Origin of the sequence: Pseudomonas sp. CM25 (assembly GCF_013179705.1) — a bacterium.
In the GTDB taxonomy this organism is placed as follows: Bacteria; Pseudomonadota; Gammaproteobacteria; order Pseudomonadales; family Pseudomonadaceae; genus Aquipseudomonas.
The window spans coordinates 1-18,045 of record NZ_JABMCW010000092.1; the positions used below are offsets into that span (position 1 = coordinate 1).

19 protein-coding genes and 1 pseudogene are annotated in these 18,045 nt (G+C 64.3%); 6 read left to right on the top strand and 14 right to left on the bottom strand.

What is annotated here, in order from left to right; translation table 11 throughout:
• The 4 genes from HP546_RS12415 to HP546_RS12430 form a co-directional block, all read left to right on the top strand.
• The coding region (locus HP546_RS12415) for an acyl-CoA dehydrogenase C-terminal domain-containing protein (protein WP_172225168.1) at nt 1–534 on the top strand (534 nt) is incomplete at its 5' end.
• A 29-nt stretch (nt 535–563) separates the two neighbouring features.
• On the top strand, nt 564–2,186 hold the full coding sequence (locus tag HP546_RS12420; RefSeq protein WP_172225220.1) for a fatty acid--CoA ligase: 1,623 nt from the start codon (nt 564–566) through the stop codon (nt 2,184–2,186).
• 160 nt (nt 2,187–2,346) lie between these two features.
• Entirely contained in the window at nt 2,347–3,147 is an 801-nt protein-coding gene (locus tag HP546_RS12425; RefSeq protein WP_172225171.1) for a lipopolysaccharide biosynthesis protein, read from the top strand.
• A 72-nt stretch (nt 3,148–3,219) separates the two neighbouring features.
• Nucleotides 3,220–3,720: a methylated-DNA--[protein]-cysteine S-methyltransferase gene (locus tag HP546_RS12430; RefSeq protein ID WP_172225173.1), complete on the top strand. Its 501-nt coding sequence runs from the start codon at nt 3,220–3,222 to the stop codon at nt 3,718–3,720.
• A 4-nt stretch (nt 3,721–3,724) separates the two neighbouring features.
• Here the strand turns inward: HP546_RS12430 and HP546_RS12435 are convergent, their stop codons facing one another.
• The 3 genes and pseudogenes from HP546_RS12435 to HP546_RS12445 all read right to left on the bottom strand — a co-directional run bounded on the left by HP546_RS12435 (nt 3,725) and on the right by HP546_RS12445 (nt 5,053).
• Nucleotides 3,725–3,967 carry a hypothetical protein gene (locus tag HP546_RS12435; RefSeq protein WP_172225176.1) on the bottom strand — a complete coding sequence of 81 codons (243 nt, stop codon included), beginning with the start codon at nt 3,965–3,967 and terminating at the stop codon, nt 3,725–3,727.
• Nucleotides 3,964–4,707 (bottom strand): carbon-nitrogen hydrolase family protein, encoded by a 744-nt coding sequence (locus tag HP546_RS12440; RefSeq protein ID WP_172225178.1) that lies wholly within the window; start codon nt 4,705–4,707, stop codon nt 3,964–3,966. Before HP546_RS12440 ends, HP546_RS12435 begins: the two co-directional genes overlap by 4 nt.
• A 75-nt stretch (nt 4,708–4,782) precedes the next feature.
• Nucleotides 4,783–5,053 (bottom strand): annotated as a pseudogene (locus HP546_RS12445) (hypothetical protein).
• Between the two features lie 75 nt (nt 5,054–5,128).
• Here HP546_RS12445 and HP546_RS12450 point away from each other — a divergent pair.
• A complete protein-coding gene (locus HP546_RS12450; RefSeq protein WP_172225181.1) occupies nt 5,129–5,854 on the top strand; it encodes a metallophosphoesterase in 726 nt (241 codons plus the stop codon).
• On the opposite strand, the gene HP546_RS12455 is transcribed toward HP546_RS12450, so the two are convergent.
• Nucleotides 5,802–6,416, bottom strand: coding sequence for a LysE family translocator (locus HP546_RS12455; protein ID WP_172225184.1), 615 nt, complete (start codon nt 6,414–6,416; stop codon nt 5,802–5,804). The two genes, HP546_RS12450 and HP546_RS12455, sit on opposite strands and share 53 nt — an antisense overlap.
• A gap of 83 nt (nt 6,417–6,499) precedes the next feature.
• Nucleotides 6,500–7,309 (bottom strand): AraC family transcriptional regulator, encoded by an 810-nt coding sequence (locus HP546_RS12460; protein WP_172225188.1) that lies wholly within the window; start codon nt 7,307–7,309, stop codon nt 6,500–6,502.
• Nucleotides 7,310–7,440: 131 nt separating this feature from the next.
• On the opposite strand from HP546_RS12460, the gene HP546_RS12465 reads away from it, so the two are divergent.
• The gene (locus tag HP546_RS12465; protein WP_172225193.1) at nt 7,441–8,064 is read left to right on the top strand and encodes a LysE family translocator; all 624 of its coding nucleotides are present in this window, start codon (nt 7,441–7,443) and stop codon (nt 8,062–8,064) included.
• Here HP546_RS12465 and HP546_RS12470 read toward each other — a convergent pair.
• From HP546_RS12470 to HP546_RS12510, 9 genes are all read right to left on the bottom strand, one after another.
• A complete protein-coding gene (locus HP546_RS12470; protein WP_172225196.1) occupies nt 8,061–10,454 on the bottom strand; it encodes an autotransporter outer membrane beta-barrel domain-containing protein in 2,394 nt (797 codons plus the stop codon). The two genes, HP546_RS12465 and HP546_RS12470, sit on opposite strands and share 4 nt — an antisense overlap.
• A gap of 133 nt (nt 10,455–10,587) precedes the next feature.
• Entirely contained in the window at nt 10,588–10,863 is a 276-nt protein-coding gene (locus HP546_RS12475; RefSeq protein WP_172225200.1) for a peptidylprolyl isomerase, read from the bottom strand.
• A 102-nt stretch (nt 10,864–10,965) separates the two neighbouring features.
• On the bottom strand, nt 10,966–11,445 hold the full coding sequence (eco, locus tag HP546_RS12480; RefSeq protein ID WP_172225203.1) for a serine protease inhibitor ecotin: 480 nt from the start codon (nt 11,443–11,445) through the stop codon (nt 10,966–10,968).
• A gap of 55 nt (nt 11,446–11,500) precedes the next feature.
• The gene (gene hbdH / locus HP546_RS12485) at nt 11,501–12,271 is read right to left on the bottom strand and encodes a 3-hydroxybutyrate dehydrogenase (protein ID WP_172225206.1); all 771 of its coding nucleotides are present in this window, start codon (nt 12,269–12,271) and stop codon (nt 11,501–11,503) included.
• Between the two features lie 58 nt (nt 12,272–12,329).
• Nucleotides 12,330–13,346 carry an ABC transporter permease gene (locus tag HP546_RS12490; RefSeq protein WP_172225209.1) on the bottom strand — a complete coding sequence of 339 codons (1,017 nt, stop codon included), beginning with the start codon at nt 13,344–13,346 and terminating at the stop codon, nt 12,330–12,332.
• A complete protein-coding gene (locus HP546_RS12495) occupies nt 13,346–14,404 on the bottom strand; it encodes a microcin C ABC transporter permease YejB (protein WP_172225212.1) in 1,059 nt (352 codons plus the stop codon). The genes HP546_RS12490 and HP546_RS12495 overlap by 1 nt, the downstream gene beginning before the upstream one ends.
• Nucleotides 14,401–16,323: an extracellular solute-binding protein gene (locus HP546_RS12500; RefSeq protein ID WP_172225215.1), complete on the bottom strand. Its 1,923-nt coding sequence runs from the start codon at nt 16,321–16,323 to the stop codon at nt 14,401–14,403. Before HP546_RS12500 ends, HP546_RS12495 begins: the two co-directional genes overlap by 4 nt.
• 17 nt (nt 16,324–16,340) lie before the next feature.
• Complete coding sequence (locus HP546_RS12505) at nt 16,341–16,622, bottom strand: peptidylprolyl isomerase (protein ID WP_009686645.1); 282 nt, start codon at nt 16,620–16,622, stop codon at nt 16,341–16,343.
• A 79-nt stretch (nt 16,623–16,701) separates the two neighbouring features.
• Nucleotides 16,702–17,763 carry a 3-deoxy-7-phosphoheptulonate synthase gene (locus HP546_RS12510; RefSeq protein ID WP_172225217.1) on the bottom strand — a complete coding sequence of 354 codons (1,062 nt, stop codon included), beginning with the start codon at nt 17,761–17,763 and terminating at the stop codon, nt 16,702–16,704.
• Nucleotides 17,764–18,045: the final 282 nt, after the last annotated feature.

Below are 18,045 nucleotides of genomic sequence, written 5' to 3' on the forward strand. Positions count from 1 at the left end.
GTACTCGGTGGCCACGGCTATATCCGCGAATGGGGTCAGGAGCAATTGATTCGCGACTGCCGTATCACCCAGATCTACGAAGGCACCAATGGCATCCAGGCGCTCGACCTGGTGGGGCGCAAACTGTTCGGTGAGGGTGGCAAGGCGTATCGCAGCCTGTCTGACGAAATCGTCGCCTATGCCGAAGCGTTGCCTGCGCAATACGCCGAATTCAGCGCCCCCTTGCTCGCCGCTGTGCGCAATCTCGATGACCTTACGGCCTGGTTGCTGGACCGGGGCCAGGGCAACCCGCAGGAGCTTGGCGCAGCGGCGGTTGAATACCTGCAGGTGTTTGGCTACACCTTCTACGCGTACCTGTGGGCGCGCATGGCCGTGGTCTGCCAGGACCAGGCTGCAGCCGAGCCGTTCCACCAGAGCAAGCTGGGTACCGCTCGTTTCTACTTCGCGCGCCTGTTGCCCCGCATTCACTCGCTCAGTGCCAGTGTCAGGGCCGGCAGCGATAGCCTGTACCTGCTCGAGGGCTGGCAACTGTGAAGCCCTCAAGCACGATTACCACGCGCATCATGCCGGCGGCCGAGCATGCCTATGCCTACCCGCTGCTGATCAAGCGCCTGCTGCTGTCTGGCGTGCGTTACCAGCCCAACCAGGAAATCGTCTACGCCGACAGGTTGCGCTACACCTACACCACGCTGCTGCTACGTATCCAGCAGCTGGCCAACGTGCTGACTGCCGCCGGGGTCAGGCCAGGCGACACGGTGGCTTTGCTCGACTGGGACAGCCATCGGGCGCTGGAGTGCTTCTTTGCCGTACCCATGCTGGGTGCGGTGCTGCACACGGTGAATGTGCGGCTGTCCACCGAGCAGCTGCGCTACACCATGAACCATGCCGAGGACCGGTGGGTGCTGGTGCATGACGACTTTCTGCCGTTGATGCAGCAGCTGCACGCAGATTTACCTGCCGTACAGGGCTTCATCCGCCTCAGTGACGGGGCCCCCGCGCCACTGGGTGTAGCGTTGCTGGGCGAGTACGAAGACCTGCTGGCGGGCGCCGAACCGGTGTTTGAATTTGCTGACTTTGACGAACATTCGCTGGCCACGCTGTTCTATACCAGCGGTACCACCGGCAACCCCAAAGGGGTGTACTTCAGCCATCGACAACTGGTGCTGCATACCCTGGTCGAACAGGGCACCCTGGCCGCATGCGGCGAGCAGCCGCTGCTGCGCAGCGGTGATGTGTACATGCCCATTACGCCGATGTTCCACGTGCATGCCTGGGGCGTGCCCTATGTGGCCACTGCACTGGGTATCAAGCAGGTTTATCCCGGGCGCTACGAACCTGACCGTCTGGTACGCCTTTACCGTGAAGAGGGGGTGACCTTTTCGCATTGCGTGCCCACCGTGCTGCAAATGATGCTCGACAGCGAGCAAGGGCGCTGCACCGACCTGACTGGCTGGAAAATGCTGCTGGGCGGCAGTGCCCTGACCCTGGGCCTGGCGCAGCGCGCCAGCGAGCGTGGCATCCGCGTGCATTGCGGTTACGGCATGTCGGAAAGCTGCCCGCTGCTGAGCATCACCCACCTGAACGCCGACCTCCTGGCATCGCCGATGGCGCAGCAGTTGCCAATGCGCATCGAAGCCGGCGTGCCGATCGCCATGGTGGACCTGCGCATCGTCGACAGCGAGGGCGCGCAGGTGCCCCACGACGGCGAAAGCCTGGGCGAGATCGTGGTGCGTGCGCCGTGGCTGACCCAAGGCTACCTGCATGAACCGGAGCAGGGTGCAGCGTTGTGGCTGGGGGGCTGGATGCACACCGGTGACCTGGCCTGCATCGACGCGGCGGGCGTGGTGCGCATTCGCGACCGTATCAAGGATGTGATCAAGACCGGCGGCGAGTGGGTCAGCTCGGTCGCGCTGGAGAACTTCATCAGCCAGCACCCGTCCGTCGCGTCGGTAGCGGTGATCGGTATTGCTGACCCAAAGTGGGGGGAACAACCCCTGGCCCTGGTGGTCTGCTATGACGGTGAGCTGCTGGATCAACCAGCGCTGGCCCGTCACCTGCAGCCGTATGTCGACAGCGGGCAGTTGAACAAGTGGGCGATACCGCGACAGCTGCGTTGCGTGAGTGAAATCCCGAGGACCAGTGTCGGCAAGATCGACAAGAAGCGCATCCGCCTGGCTGAGCTGTAGGTTGCGACCCGGCGTCAGGGCTATCCGGCCCCGGCGCCTGGCAAGCGCGGGACGCGTCCGTTGACTACTGTTCTCTTAGGTAAAGTTGAGTAAAAGCGGCCACGGCGTAATACAGGGATCAGTATCGTGGTTTGAACTGTCCAGCCCAAAGAAGCCATTGATGAACACACTTCCGTCGCAGCCAAGCGCTGAACGCGGGGCGTTCTCCAGTTTCGAGGCGTGTCGCAATACCCAGCATGGCCCCGTGGTGATCCTCGCTTCGGGCGCATCCGCCAGGCATTTTCCGTTGGGCGAGTTCGCGCACCTGCCCATCATCGCCATGAACGGGTCGGTTGCCATGACCGCCGAACATGGCATCCGGCCGTTCTTCTACGTGTGTACCGACAAGAGCTTCCGCCTGCAACAGCCGGCCCTGTTCGCCATCGCGCTGCGCGACAGCCAGCGCCTGGCACTGTGGCCGGAACAGTATTCAGGTGCCGAGGTAGCGCCCGACGCCGAGCGTTATGCCTTGCACAAGGCCGATACGCCGGGCCTGCTCGATGGCCTGCGCGGCCACGGCGGCAGTTGTGTGTGCAACCGTGCCCTGTGGAGCAAGCGCACGCGCTCGATCGCCTTCAGCAAAGACCTGGCGCATGGCTTCTTCGATGCACGCACCGTGGCGTATGTGGCCCTGCAACTGGCCTACCACCTGGGCTTCGAAGAGGTCTTGCTGGTAGGCGTGGACCTGGACCAGGCGGTAGGCCGTTTCTATGAACAAGGCCAGGGCCCATGCTCACCGTGCGGGCTCGACCAGCATTGGGACAGCCGCATCCTGCCATCGCTGACGCTGATGGCCCGCGAGGTGGTCAACGAGCACTTCCACGTCTACAACCTGTCGGCGACCTCGCGGATACCGACCGAGCTGATACCCAAGGTCAACCTCAGTCAGGCAAGGCAGATTGCCGGCTGCGCGATTACCTGAGCAAGAAAGCGAGTGCGTGAAGGGCTGTGGATGCGTACAGTTCGCTGATCGCAACTTGCCAGGAGCCTGCTGATGTCCAGCGCCTTCACCTTCATGCCATCGCCCGTCGGCACGCTGACCCTGGTAGCCCGCGGCGACTGCCTGGCCGCCGTGCTGTGGGAACAGGAGCGGGAAAACCGCGTGCGCCTGGGGGCCTTGCACCGTAACGACCAGTCGCCGGTACTGCGGGAAGCCGCCCGCCAGCTGGGCGAGTATTTCGCCGGCAAGCGCCAGCGGTTCGAACTGGCGCTGGATTTTGCCGGTACCGAGTTCCAGCGCCAGGTGTGGGCCGCGCTGCTGGCGATACCCTTTGGCGAGACCCGCAGTTATGGCGACATCGCCCGGCAGATCGGCAACCCCAGCGCGGTACGCGCGGTGGGCGCCGCCAATGGCCGCAACCCCATCTCGATCATCGCACCGTGCCACCGGGTAATCGGCGCTTCGGGCAGCCTGACCGGGTTTGCCGGCGGGCTGGCGGCCAAGCAGTACCTGTTGGCGCTGGAGGGTCGGCAGACCTTGGCCCTGGACCTGTAATGCTTCAGCAGAACCAGCTGGCGAGCAGGCAGGCCAATACCGTCAGCGCCGAGCCAGCCAGCAGGGTGTAATGCCGGTGGGCTCGCCTGGCATGTGGCCGGACTTCACGCAGGTATTCGCCGGGCGTCGGGGCATCGGGCCGGTGGCGCAGGCCTTCGGCCACATCGGCCAGCTGGCCGTGAATGATCAAGCCGACCACGTAGTAGGTGCAGGCGTAGCTCAGCAACACCAGAAACAGATAAATCATGCGGGGTGCGGGTCCAACGGCAACGTCACGGCGCTGGCATTGGCGGTGTCCAGCAGCACCAGTCCTTCGCTGCGCTCATCCAGGCTGGCCAGCAAGCGCCCTTGGCTGTCCCAGGCGGCAGAACCACCGGCGCCGATGAATGTGTCGGCAGGGCCCACGCAGTTGGCCATCAGCACCGGCATGCCGAGCTCGCGCGCCACCTCGGGGTAATGCGCGTAGCCTTCGCGGATGCCCTTGGCGGTTTTGGCCACGCTGACCAGATACAGGTCGGCGCCGTGTTCGTGCGCTGCCGCGGCGTGCGCCATGAACATCGATTCGTAGCAGATGGCGGGTGCCAGGCGGTGCTCGCCCACTTCCAGCAGCACGTTTTGGTCGCCGGGGGTGAACCAGGGCAGCTCGTCTTCATGCAGGCGCCGCTTTGCATAGGCTTGGCGCGGCGCCCCGGGGCGGAAGATCGGCATGCCGATGCGGATGCCGTCCGGCGTCGGCAGCGGCAGGCCAACGGCAACGCTGATGCCGAGGCGGTCGCAGGCTGCCTGCAGCGGGTCGAGCCGTGCCGAACTGATCGGCAAGGCAGTCTGGCGCGCCAGGCTTGGCTCATAGCCAGTCAGCGACAGCTCAGGGAACACCACCACTTCGGCGCCAAGGGCCGCAGCCTGTTCGATGCAGGCCAGGTGGCGCTGCAGGTTACCCGGCACATCGCCCTTGATCGAGGCCAGTTGCACGGCGCATAGCTTCATGAAAAACCCTTCCCTGGTACAGGTTGAACGCCGAGCATACTACCGGCATCAACGCCTGTACCAGTGAAGGGTTTTTCAGGAAGCCGGGTGCGCGGCGAAGCGCTGGCGGAGCCAGTCGTCGTGCATGGCCTTTTCGGCGTGCAGGCGCTCGCTGCTGCTGGCGGCCCGGCCGGGGCGGCTGAGGTACATCTTGTCGCTGACCCGTTGCCGGGCTTGCTGGTCGGCTTTGCCGGCGGAATTTTTCCGGATGATCGAAACGCACCTCCACCTGCGCGGCTGGGGTGCCTTGTGCCATGCTGTTCAGTGAAAGCGCCATGAGCACGGCATATACAAGGGCGGTACGTATGAAGCACCTGCGCAATGAGTGGCGTGCAGGTCCATTTTACCCCTGGCGTGGCGCGACCAGCAGAGGACGATTGTAATGGGACGGTTTCGGCGTCTGATGGCCAACCTGCGCGGGCGGGACTTGGCAGTCGGCGATATCCATGGTCACTTCCAGCGGCTGAAACACTGCCTGGATGCGGTAGGGTTCGATCCGGCCGTGGATCGCCTGTTCAGCGTAGGTGATCTGGTCGACCGTGGGCCGGACAGCGAGGCGGCGCTGGAATGGCTGGCGCAGCCCTGGTTCCATGCCGTGCAAGGTAACCATGAGGCCCTGGCGATTACCCGCGTGCGCGGCGGGCGACTCGACCTGGACATGTACCGCGCCGCTGGGGGCAGCTGGTTTCTTGACTTGCCGCGGGCCGAACAGTTGCCTTTCGTGCAGCGTTTCGAGCAACTGCCGATTGCGATAGAGGTTGAAAGTGCAGCAGGCCTGGTAGGCCTGTTGCATGCAGACAGCCCATTTGCCGAATGGGCAGAATTGCGGAGCTGGCTGGAACTGGATGACAACCCCGAAGTACGTGAAGTGTGCCAGTGGTCGCGGCGGCGACTGAAGTTTGGCGACACCCGGCCGGTGAACGGCCTGCGTGCCTTGCTGGTCGGCCACACACCGGTGCTGGAGGCCAAGCAGTTGGGTAATGTCTGGCATCTGGACACGGGTGGCTGGGCCAGCGGCCATTTCACCTTGATGGACATGCGCACGCTGAAACTGGTCAGCCCCAGGCCAGGTGAAACAGCAACGCCGCAGCCAGCAGCACCAGCATGAGCCCTGAGGCCCGTTCCAGCCACCCCAGGCTGCGGGCGAAACGCCGCAGTACCCGTGGGTTGCCGATGGCCAAGGCAACCAGCAGGTCCCATAGCAGCACGATGCTGAACATCCACAGCGCGTAGGCTGCTTTCCAGCCGGCGCTGGCGCTGACCACCATGCTGGCCAGGCTGGCATAGAACAGCGCGTTCTTGGGGTTGAGCAGGCCGGACAGCAAACCCATGCCCAAGCCATGCCACCAGCCTTGCACAGCCTGCTTGCCCGTTGCCGCGCTCATGCTGGTTTGCCCGGCATGGCGCAGGAACAGCACACCGATGTACAGCAGGTAGCTGGCACCGGCCAACTGCAGAACCATGAACAGAAAGGTGCCTTCCTGAAGCACCGAAAGGCCGGTAAAGGCCATGACGATGAACGCGCCGTTGGCCAGGGCAATACCCAGGCACGCGCCGCTGGCGATGCGCCAGCCGCTGTTGATCGATGAGCGCGCGACCAGGAAGAAATCCGGGCCGGGCGAGAGCAGGGCGAGGAAGTGGGCGAGGGCGATGATCAGGAATTGTTGCATGGGGGCGGCTCTTGCGGAAAAGCCGCAGTCTGCCCAGCTGCGCACAAGCCGTATTGAACAATATTGCATGCTCCTACAGGCTTTCAGTCAGCCCGATACTGCCCCGGCGTCATGCCCACATGGGCCTTGAATACCCGCTGGAAATGGCTCTGGTCGGCAAATCCCAGCTGATAGGCCACCTCCGCCAGCGCCTGCCCCTCACCGAGCATCTGCCGCCCCCGGTTGACCCGGGCATTGAGCAGGTAGGCATGCGGAGTAAACCCGGTGGCCGCCCGAAATGCTCGGATCAGCTGATAGCGCCCGAGTTCTGCCTCCCTGGCCAGCAGTTCAAGGCTCAAGTGCGCAGGGTCCATGCCTTCGACGCGTGCGAGCAACCCGTTCAACGCGCTCGCCCCCAGCCCCGGCGCCGCCAGCAGCGGTGCATGTGCGCGACAGTCCAGGTCACCCAGAAAAGCAATCAGCGCTGCATCCTTCTCAGCGTTGCTGGCACCGGAAAACAGCACCCGGTTCATCTCGCAGAATTGTCGATACACCGCTGGCTCCCGGCAGATACGTGCCGGGGCTGACGTGTCGGCGACGTCCAGCCCGGACTCACGGCGCAGCTGCGTCAGCCAGTGGGCATCCACATGCAGCATCTGGTAGCTCCAGGCATGCCCGGGCGCGGGGTTGCAGGCATGTACGCGGTGGGCAGGTACCAGCACCAGCGTACCGGGCGTCAGGCGTTCCTGGCCGTTACCGGCACCGGTGAAATGGCTATGACCGGCATCCACCGCACCGATCGAAAACGTCGGGTGGCTGTGGGCCTTGTAGCAGGCACGGCTGTGGCAGGCGCGGCGGCTTTCGACGTGCGGCAGGGCCGGGTCGCGCCACAGGGCGGCTTGGGAAGGGGGCATCAGGCTGTCCTCGATAGCGCCGGAAGATTAACAGCTGCGGCGTACCCGTACAGTTTTTATCGCTGGCTGTAGCTTGACCGCAAGGCCCTCGACACGCCGAAATAGACGGCTGTTGTCAAAGGAAAACAAGAATGGACCTTTCAAGCCTGCTGCTCTTCATCCCCGCCTGCTTTGCCCTGAACATGGCTCCGGGGCCGAACAACCTGCTGTCACTGCACAACGCCAGCCGCTACGGCCTGCGCACGGCCTGCGTGGCCGGTGGCGGACGTATTGTCGCCTTCAGCGGCATGATCGCCCTGGCGGCCATGGGCCTGGCGGTGGTACTGCATACCAGCGAATACCTGTTCCTGGCCATCAAGGTGGTGGGTGCGGCGTACCTGTTCTACATCGCCTGGCAACTGTGGCGTGCGCCGGTGGGCGAGGCCGTGGTCGCCGCTGATCACCCGCGCGGCACCTGGCGCCTGGCACGCCAGGAGTTCTGGGTCGCGGCCGGCAACCCCAAGGCCATCCTGATCTTCACCGCCTTCCTGCCGCAATTCGTCTCGGTTGGCAGCGCTACCCCGGTAAGCGAGCAGTTCCTGTGGCTGGGTGTGCTGTTCCTGCTGCTGGAGTGGGCCGCGATCGCGATCTACGGGGGGCTTGGCGCCTACATGCAACGCTGGTTCAGCCAGCCTGGCCCGCGTCGGTTGTTCAATCGGGTCAGCGCCTCCCTGCTGGGCTGCGCTGGCCTCGGCTTGCTGGCTGCACGGCGCTAGAACTGCCAGCGGACCCCCAGGTTGACGCCGCTGGCTTCCTGCTGGCGGCTGTCCAGGTTGGCGCTGTACTGCACGCCGCCATGCAGGCTCAGCGCTTCGCTGACCTGCGCCACCACGCCGCTTTCCAGTTGCACGGAGGTATAGCGGTAGTCGGTCTTGATCTTGTCGGCGCCATCGAAGGTCAGGGTGTCACGGCCACCATCACCGTGCCACAGGTTGACCTGCGCATAGGGCTGCAGCCGCCGCCCGCTGCTGCCGGTAAATGCACCCTGCAGGCGCACGCCAAGGCGGCCGGTCAGCTCGACCTGAGCGTCATGGCTGATGTGCGAGACGCTGTCGCTGGCGCTGTCGAGCGAGACCTTCTGTGCGATCAGCTGGGCTTGTGGCTCCAGCGTCCAGCGTTCGGACAAGGCGATGGGGTAGCCGGATTCCAGCGAAGCGGTCCAGGCATGGCCATCGATGTTCAGCTTGTCACCGCGGTGCGAGCGCGCCCGGCCATCGAGGCGGGAGTACTGCAATACCGCATCCAGGTACGCGCCTTGCGGGTCGACCAGCGTCCAGTAGGCGCCCACGCTGTCGCCATCGAGTTTCAGGTCACCGACGCTGCGGTCGTGCATGGCCAGTGCGAAACCTTTGATGTCGGCATCCAGCCGGCTATGGCTGACGTAGAAACCCACGTGTTGGCGGTATCCGTTGTCGCCAACCTTGGCATACACGTCCTGGCCAACCTTGAAACCGTACAGGTCACCATCCAGGCTCGGGCTGACCGTGCCGCTCCACTGCTGGCGCAGGCTGCCACCGTAGGCCTGGCCCCAGCTGGCGGGCAGGGTGCCTTCGCCTTGCAGCAGCAGCTGATCGCCCTGGCGCTGGTGGAAAGTGCCCAACGCCTGGCGGGCGATGATTGCGGCGCCCCTTGGCGCAGCGGCATACACCGGAACTTCAGGCCGATACAGTGGCAGGCTCTCACCTTGAACCGCTGCGGGCAGCTCGATCTGGCCGGGCGCAGGCGCCGCGACAGGCGGGGTGGGAATCGGTTGCGCAGGCTGGGTCGGGTCTTCTGGTTGCGGAGCGGGAGCGGGTGCTGCGACCAAGGTCGAGCGCAGGTAGAAGCTCTCAGCATCCCTGAACAAACGATAGTCATATGCGCCGGCTGATAGCCTCTGCGTCTGCACGAATGCTGTTGGCGTGCTGGTGGCACCGTCCCGTGCTTCGACGACCAGGATCCCCTTTTGCGGAGTTGCCGCGCCTGTGCCACCAAAATTGTCGACAAGCAACTGGGTGGAGCCGTTGATGGCGCCACCGCTGACCACCAGCCGGTCAGAGGCCGCGCCATCACCGGCCAGCACGCTGTTCAAGCGCAGGGTGCCATTGTTGCCGCTGTAGTTGCCCTCGATAGTCAGGCGGCCTTGGGCATCGTTGCCACGACTGAGGTCGATGATGCCAGCGTTTTCAACCGTCGCCTTGTTGCCGCTCTGGGCGCTGGCGATACTGCCTGTGCTGCTGAACAGTCGGCTGCTCGCATCGATCTGCAAGGTGCCGGTGCCGGTGGCAGGTATTACCCGAGGTTCGCTGGCGCCCAGATCACCCAGTTTCAAGGTGTCGTCGAGGGCCAGCTGGCTGCCCTGGCTGAGCTTGATGGTTTCCCAGTTGATGTACAGCGCGCCTTTACCGACCTGGCTGTTTACAAAGGTCAATATGTCCGTGCCAGTACCGCCGTCGAGGGTGACAGACGAGGCTACCAGGTCAATGGCACTGACCGTGGCAGTGTCGTCGTCATTGCCCATGTCGACTCGCCCACCCATGTCGACCCGCCCGATGGTGCCACCCAGCCACTTGAAGACATCGTTGCCCGCACTTGCCAATACGTTGCCTTGCACGCTGCCGCCGCTGATGGTGATGGTGTCCACGCCACCGCTGGTGCTGATGTTGCCGCCGATGGTGCCGCCCAGAATGACGATGGTGTCGTTGCCAAAGCCGCTGACCACGTTGCCGACCACGGTGGTACTGCCCCCGGGCGCTTCGGACATTTCCAGGAAGTTGTCTGCAAGCTTCAGGTCTATCCGGCCAATGCTGCCGCCTTTGAACCTGGCAGTGTCGCCATCTTCGAAAGCGCCCCTGATGGTGCCGCCGGTCATGAGGAATGTGTCCATGTCGCCGCCCTGGTTCAACGACCCCAGGGTGCCGCCCTCCATTCTGAACGCGTCCCGACCATTGCCTTGCTGCAACGACAGAACCGTGCCGCCGCTGATGCTGACCGCATCGTCGTCGGCGGTCTGCACGATCGCGCCCAGGCTGTCGCCCGGTACGACCGTCAAGGATTGGGACTGGGCCAGCAAAGGCAGTGTCAGTAGAGGAAGTGCTACAGGCAGCAGCAGGCGAGGGCAGCGCATAGGCAGGTCTCCGGGTCCATTAGAGGGTCCACTACCTGAAGCGACGCCATCGGGGAGGCTTCGGCCCTGCCTGACTTGTATGGAATACGCGGAGAAGGGACAACTGGCAAAAATGCTAGGTGGCCCTGGGCTATCAGTCGCGGTAGAACGTTTGCACCAGGTGATAGCCGAACTTGCTCTTGATTGGCCCGTGCACTACACGCAAGGGCTTCTTGAAGATGATCTGGTCGATGGCGCCAACCATCTGGCCAGGACGAACCTCGCCCAGGTCGCCGCCACGCTTGCCCGAAGGGCAGATGGAAAACTTTTTCGCCAGCACATCGAACGCCTCGCCGTTGGCGATGCGCTGCTTGAGCTTTTCGGCTTCGTCAGCGGTCTTGACCAGGATGTGGCGGGCTTGGGCTTTCATGGGATACCTGTGCATCGGGGTGCAAAAAAGGGGCGCATTATGCCTGATCTGATCAGCCCGAGGCCATCCATGGCGGGGGCGATCCCTGTGAACGGGTGGCGCTTACTCGACGGTGGCCTTTTGCACGTCCTGTGACGCCGACCACACGCGGTAGCGCACCTCCACATCCTTTGGCACATACACAACCACAGGCAGCTTGCTGTTGTAGCGCAGCATGAAGCCTTCACCCACCACCGGCACGAAGGCTTCGGTCTGCTTGCCGTCCGGGCAGGTCATCAGCGTGCTGAGCGGGCCGCTGACCTTGTCCAGGCGGTAGTAGTTGTAGCCCCAGCCTTCCAGGGTACGTTGCTCAAGGCTGCCGCCCAGGCGCTGCTGATTGCAGTCCACCTTCAACGTCTTGCCCGCAAGAATTTCCACTTGGTAGGCCGACTCGTCGGCCTGCGCCGGCAGGTGGATGACCTGCCGGGTGAAGCCTTTTTCTGCCTCGGGGTAGGGCGCGACGTCCTTCAGGCTGGCTGCCATCGCCGGAGCGGCGGCAGCCAGGGTCAGGGCCAGAATCGCGGTGATCGGGGTTGGGCGCATAGGGCCTCCTTGCAGATAAACGAATGCAAGGCCGCTGCCAGGCCCAGGCCACCCATCATTGGGCCAACCAGCCACCATCGACGTTCCAGGCAGCACCGCGGACCTGGCTGCCGGCCTCGCTACAGAGGAATAGTACCAGCTCACCCAAGTGCTCGGGAGTGACGAAAGCCAGCGAAGGCTGCTTTTCTGCCAGCAGATCGTGCTGCGCTTGCAGCGGATCGCCGCCATTGGCAGCACGATCGTCGATCTGCTTCTGCACCAGCGGGGTCAGTACCCAGCCCGGGCAGATGGCGTTGCAGGTGACATGGCTGGTTGCGGTTTCCAGGCCCACCACCTTGGTCAGGCCGATTACGCCATGCTTGGCTGCCACATAAGCCGCCTTGCCGGTCGAGCCTACCAAGCCATGCACCGAGGCAATATTGATGATGCGGCCCCAGTTGCGTGTGCGCATGCCCGGCAAGGCCAGGCGTGTGCCATGGAACACCGCGGACAGGTTGAGGGCGATGATCTTGTCCCAGCTTTCCAGCGGGAACTGCTCGACCGGCGCCACATGCTGGATGCCGGCGTTGTTGACCAGGATGTCGACGCCGCCGAACTCGCGTTCGGCCAGCGCGAACAACGCCTCGATCTGGGCCACGTCCGACAAATCCGCCGGGTGATGCAGCACCTTGACCCCGTGCCGGGCGATTTCGGCCAGTGCCGGGGCCGGGTCGCCAAAGCCGTTGAGCAGGATGTTTGCGCCCGCCCGGGCCAGCACCTGTGCAATCCCCAGGCCGATGCCGCTGGTGGAGCCGGTAATGAGTGCAGTCTTGCCTTGAAGTGCCATGCAAACGCTCCTTTGGTTCAAGCTTTCAGTCAGGCACCACGCGGGCTGTGCCGCCCACTCAACCTCGTGGGTCGAATGCCTCGCGCAGTGCATCGCCAATGAACACCAGCAGCGACAGGATCACCGCCAGCGCGAAGAACGCGGTAAAGCCCAGCCACGGGGCCTCCAGATGCTCCTTGCCCTGGGTCACCAGCTCACCGAGCGAAGCACTGCCAGCCGGCATGCCGAAGCCGAGAAAGTCCAGCGCGGTGAGTGTGGTAATTGCCCCGGTCAACATGAATGGCACATAGGTCAGCGTGGCATTCATGGCATTGGGCAAAATGTGCCGCACCATCACCTGGTTGTCGCTCAAACCCAGCGCGCGGGCAGCCTTCACATACTCCAGGTTGCGCCCGCGCAGGAACTCGGCACGCACCACATCGACCAGGGTCAACCAGGAAAACAGCGCCATGATCCCCAGCAGCCACCAGAAGTCCGGCTCGACAAAACCGCTGAGGATGATCAGCAGATACAGTACCGGCAACCCCGACCACACCTCCAGCAGGCGCTGGCCCAGCAAGTCGACCCAGCCGCCGTGGTAGCCCTGCAGCGCACCGGCGGTCACGCCGATCAGCACGCTGACCGCGGTCAGGGCAAAGGCGAACAGCAACGATACCCGCGTGCCATACAGCACCCGCGCCAGCACATCGCGGCCCTGGTCATCGGTGCCCAGCCAGTTGCTCGTGCTGGGCGGGCTGGGGGTGGGTACCTGCAGGTCATAGTTGGGGGTGTCGGCACTGAACGGGATGGGCGCGAACAGCATCCAGCCGCCCTGGTCTGCGATCAACTGGCGCACATAGGCGCTGCGGTAGTCGGGCTGGAACGGCAGCTGCCCGCCAAACTGCTGCTCGGTGTAGCGCTTGAACGCTGGCACGTACAGCTGGCCCTTGTAACCCAGTAGCAGTGGTTTGTCGTTGGCCACCAGCTCGGCGCCCAGGCACAACAGCAGCAGGCCGGCAAACACCCACAGTGAAACCCAGCCCAGGCGGTTGCGGCGAAAGCGTTGCAGGCGACGGCGCGATACCGGCGAAAGCATCAGTGCGCCCTCGTGTCGAAGTCGATGCGCGGGTCCAGCAGGGTGTATGAGAGGTCACCGATCAGTCGGATCAGCAGGCCGGCCAGGGTGAAGATGAACAGCGTGCCGAACACCACCGGGTAATCCCGGGACACGGCGGCGTCGTAGCTCATGCGGCCCAGGCCATCGAGCGAGAAGATCACCTCGATCAGCAACGAGCCGGCAAAGAACACCGTGATCAGCGCCTGCGGCAGCCCGGCCACCACCAGCAGCATGGCGTTGCGCAGCACGTGGCCATACAGCACCCGGCGCTCGCTGAGGCCCTTGGCCCGGGCGGTAACCACGTACTGCCGGGCAATCTCGTCGAGGAAGGCGTTTTTGGTCAGCAGCGTCAGGGTGGCGAAACCGCCGATCACCAACGCCCCGACCGGCAGCACCAGGTGCCAGAAGTAATCGGCCAGCTTGCCCAGCAGGCTGAGCTGGTCGAAGTTGTCGGAAACCAGGCCGCGCACCGGGAACCAGTTCAGTGACGTGCCGCCGGCGAACAGCACGATCAGCAGCAGGGCGAACAGGAACGAGGGCAGGGCGTAGCCGACCACGATCAATGCGCTGCTCCAGGCATCGAAACGGCTGCCGTGGCGTACCGCCTTGCGGATGCCCAGCGGGATCGACACCAGATAGGTGATCAGCGTGGCCCAGAAGCCCAGGGACAGGGTTACCGGCAATTTGTCGAGGATCAGGTCGGTGACCTTGGCGCCGCGGAAGAAGCTGTTGCCGAAGTCCAGCCGGGCATACTGGCCGAGCATCAGCCACAGGCGCTCTGGCGCGGATTTGTCGAAACCGTACTGGCGCTTGATTTCTTCGAGCAGTTTCGGGTCCAGGCCACGGGTGGCCCTGGACTCGCTGTGCACCCTCTCGACCCGCGCCCCGGGTGCGCCGCCACCAAGGCCCTGCAGGCGCGCCACCGCTTGTTCCACCGGGCCACCGGGCGCCGCCTGGACGATGGCGAAGTTGACCAGCAGGATGGCCAACAGCGTCGGGATGATCAGCAACAGGCGACGCAGCAGGTACGAGGTCATGGCGAGGGCTTCCGGCGTTCGGCCATTTGCGCGTTGGTCAGCGCGGTGGGGCTGACCTCCCACCAGGTGTCCAGACCTTCGTCATAGGTGGCTTGCACCTTGGGCAGGCCGAAGCGGTTCCACCAGGCAGTGGAGCTGCCTGGGGGATAGTAGTTGGGGATCCAGTAATAATTCCATTGCAGCACCCGGTCCAGGGCACGGGCGTGGTGCAGCATGTCGGCCTGGGTATCGGCACGCACCAGGCCGTCGACCAGGCGGTCCACGGCTGGGTCCTGCAGCACCATCAGGTTGTTCGAGCCAGGGTCGTGGGCCGCCGCCGAGCCAAAGTAGTTGTACAGTTCGGCACCCGGCGACAGGGTCACCGGGTAGCCCGTGACGATCATGTCGTAGTCGCGGGCCATCAGGCGATTGACGTACTGGGCCGCGTCGACGTTGCGGATGTTCAGGGTTACGCCGATCTGTGCCAGGTTGCGCTTCCATGGCAGCAGCAGGCGCTCCAGCCCCGCCTGGCCGTTGAGGAAGGTGAACGTCAGCGGCGTGCCCTTGTTGTTCACCAGGCGGTCACCTTCCGGGTGCCAGCCCGCTTGTTCGAGCAGGTCCAGCGCCTGTAGCTGCTGTTTGCGGATGATGCCTGAACCATCGGTAACCGGTGCGCTGAACACAGTGGTGAACACCTCGTCGGGCACCTGCCCGCGTAGCGGCTCGAGCAGCTGCAGCTCGCCGGCGTCCGGCAGCTGGCGGGCCGCCAGCGGGGTGTTGGAGAACACGCTCTGCTGGCGGATATACAGGTTGCGCATCATCTGCCGGTTGCTCCACTCGTAGTCCCACAGCAGGCCCAGCGCCTGGCGCACGCGCCGGTCCTTGAACTGCGGCTGGTCGAGGTTGAACACGAAGCCCTGGGCCACCTGCGGCTTGGCCGGGCCCAGGTGGGCACGCTGCAGCCGGCCATCATCCAGCTGGGCCCCGTTGTAACCTGACGTGTAGGCAGTGGCAGAAAACTCGCGGTTGTAGTCGTAACCGCCGCCTTTCAGCACCTGGCGCGCGACTTCGGTGTCGCCGAAGTACTCGATGCGCAGCTTGTCGAAATTGTAGCGGCCGCGGCTGGTGGGCAGGTCGCGCGCCCACCAGGCCGGGTCGCGTTCGAAGGTGATGCTGCGGCCGTTGTCGATCCGCCCGATGCCGTACGGCCCGCTGCCGACGGGTTTGTCGAAGCCGGCACCATTGGCGAAATCGCGCTGCTGCCAGTCGTGTTCGGGCAGCACCGGCAGGCTGGCGAGGTCCAGCGCCAGGGTGCGGCCGTGGTCGGGCTTGAAGTCGAAGCGCACGCTGCGCGGGCCTTCCACAGTAACGCCGGTAACGTCGGCGAATTGGGTGCGGTATTTGAGGCTGCCCTTGCTCATCAGCAAGTCGAAGGTGAAGCGCACGTCTTCGGCCCGCACCGGCTTGCCATCGGCGAAGGTGGCCCGCGGGTCGATTTCAAAACGCAGCCAGGCGTCATCCGGGCCGCGCTCCATGCGCCGGGCGATCAGGCCGTAAACGGTATAGGGTTCATCGAACGAGCGCACGGCCAGCGGGGCATAGAGCAGGCCGTCGACTTCGCTGACGCCGATACCTTTGTCGATGTACGGCAGAATGTGGTCGAACTGGCCGATTTCGATGGCCGAGCGGCGTAGGATGCCGCCTTTGGGGGCGTTGGGGTTTACGTAGTCGAAGTGCTGGAAGCTGCTGGTGTAGCGGGGGGCTTCGCCGTAGACGGTGAGGGCGTGGGTGGGTGCAGCCTGGCTATGGAGCGAAAAACAAAGCAGGAACAGGTAGCACAGGACCAGTGGGAGCGGGTTCACCCGCGAAAGCGCCAGATCAGGCAACGACGTTGCGTGAACGGACGCATTCGCGGGTGAACCCGCTCCCACAGGGGACATGAGCCGCTTCTGGCTACTTAGTCCTGGCGGCTGGTCACTTCCAGCAGGTGGTAGCCGAACTGGGTCTTCACCGGGCCTTGCACGGTGTTGACCGGGGCGCTGAAGACCACGGTGTCGAACTCCTTGACCATCTGGCCTGGGCCGAACGAACCCAGGTCACCGCCCTGGCGGCTGGACGGGCAGGTGGAATTGGCTTTGGCGATTTCAGCGAAATCGGCACCCGCTTCGATCTGGGCTTTGAGTTCGTTGCACTTGTCTTCGCTGGCAACGAGGATGTGGCGGGCGGTTGCACGGGCCATGGGTACTGCTCCTTGGGGTAAAAAAGCCAAGCCTAGCGCACTTGTCCGGGGTATGTCTCGCCAGGCTTGCAACCTTTGTTTACAGTTTTTGTGCTGCCTCGCGCAACAGGGTTTCGGTGGAGGCCCAGCCCAGGCAGCCGTCGGTGATCGACACGCCATATTTCAGCGCGCCCTTGCCCAGCGCCTGGCAGCCATCGAACAGGTGCCCCTCGATCATCACACCGACCAGCGAACGGTCACCGGCCAGGCGCTGCGCCAGCACATCGTTGAACACGGCTGGCTGGCGCGCCGGGTCCTTGGCGCTGTTGGCATGGCTGCAATCGACCATGATCCGCGGCTGCAGGCCGGCCTTGGCCAGTGCCTGGCGGGCTATGGCGATGCTGTCGGCATCGTAGTTCGGGCCCTTGTGGCCCCCGCGCAGCACCAAATGGGTGTCCGGGTTGCCCAGGGTCTCGATGATTGCCGGATGGCCCTGCGCATCCATGCCGAAGTGGCGGTGCGGATGGGCGGCGCTGCGCATGGCATCGCTGGCGATGGCGATGCCGCCGTCGGTACCGTTCTTGAAGCCGACCGGCAGTTCCAGGCCACTGACCATTTCGCGGTGAATTTGCGATTCGGTGGTACGCGCACCAATTGCGGCCCAGGCCAGCAGGTCATCGAAGTAACCGGCGGCCATCGGTTGCAGCAGCTCGGTAGCGACCGGCAGACCGCGCTCGATCATGTTCAGCATCAGCCCGCGGGACAGGGCGATGCCGGCGTGCATGTCGTCGCTGCCATCCAGGTGCGGGTCGTAGGCCAGGCCTTTCCAGCCCACCGTGGTGCGCGGCTTTTCGACGTAGGCGCGCATCACCAACAGCAGCTTGTCGTCGACTTCACGGCTGAGGGCGGCCAGGCGATCGGCGTATTCCAGGGCCGAGCGCGGGTCGTGGATCGAGCAGGGGCCGACGATCACCAGCAGGCGCTCATCGCGGCCTTCGAGGATGTCGCGGATGGCCTGGCGATGGGCATGGACTTGCTGGGTGAGCTCGCTGGACAGCGGCATCTGCTGCTTGAGCAGGTGCGGGCTGGGCAGGCGCAGGCTGACAGTGCTGTTGGCGGCTTGTGGCTGGGTCAGGGGCAGGGCGAGGCTGGAGGCTTGCATGGCGTTTTTCCCTGGGCGGACGGCGGGTTCTGGCCCGCGCTGTCGGCCCTATCGAGGTGTTCGACAAATCGTTGAATGCGGATTGACTGCTGCGTTGCCACCTGTGGAATTCCGAACGGAGGCGGCAGGCTGGCCCGAACGGGATTGGCTAAATCGCCAGGCGGAGGTGCTTGCGTAGTAATAAGTGGCGTAGTTCATGAATCTGTCCTCAATCTGAATCGGTAATGTGCAAAGGCCTGAAAAGCAAAACCCCCGGTCGGGGAGCCGACCGGGGGTTGAGTA